The organism is Pontibacter sp. LHS1 (assembly GCF_058932855.1).
The window spans coordinates 1-517 of record NZ_JBZYWF010000039.1; the positions used below are offsets into that span (position 1 = coordinate 1).

At 49.9% G+C, this 517-nt stretch carries 2 protein-coding genes; both read left to right on the forward strand.

Annotated elements, in window-relative coordinates; all coding sequences use genetic code 11:
- A partial coding sequence (locus tag AC5FXQ_RS21785) for a hypothetical protein (protein ID WP_493604516.1) occupies positions 1-183 on the forward strand: 183 nt, incomplete at its 5' end.
- A gap of 100 nt (positions 184-283) precedes the next feature.
- Positions 284-517: hypothetical protein (locus AC5FXQ_RS21790; RefSeq protein ID WP_493604517.1), on the forward strand; the 234-nt coding region annotated here is incomplete at its 3' end.

Here is a 517-nt window from a genome sequence, read left to right on the forward strand (position 1 = left end):
TGTCTTGCTTGTGTTTCCGAAGCGAGCGTTCCGTGTGAAGCGTTCGTCGTTTTCGGTGTGCAAAGGTCGGAAAAACTTTCCAATCCGCAAGCAAATTTCAATCTTTTTTTTCTCTTTTTCTCCGCCCTGTTGGCTGGAGAGCCGCTTTCGAAACCCTCGTTCCGGAGCGGGTTGCAAAGGTAAGAAGACTTTTTAAATCCGCAATACCCAGCGCAAATCTTTTTTTCCTTTTTCCTGCAGACCCTGTTACGGTGTCTCCCGGAGCAGCTTCCGGCTGAAGTCTGTGATGCTTCCGGCTGAAGCGGGCTGCAAAGGTAAGAAGAGTTTTGAATTCTTCAAGCACTTTGCAAAAGTTTTTTTCAGTAATTTTCTCTGGTCACTTCGGCTTTACTTCCCGCTTCCAGTGGCTGCCCTGCCGGCCGCCTTCTCACTTTTCGTTTTCCCGACCCGTGCTACCGTGTGGGGAGTGCAAAGGTCGCAATTGTTTTCGGATCCGCAAGGGCTCGCCCACAACTTT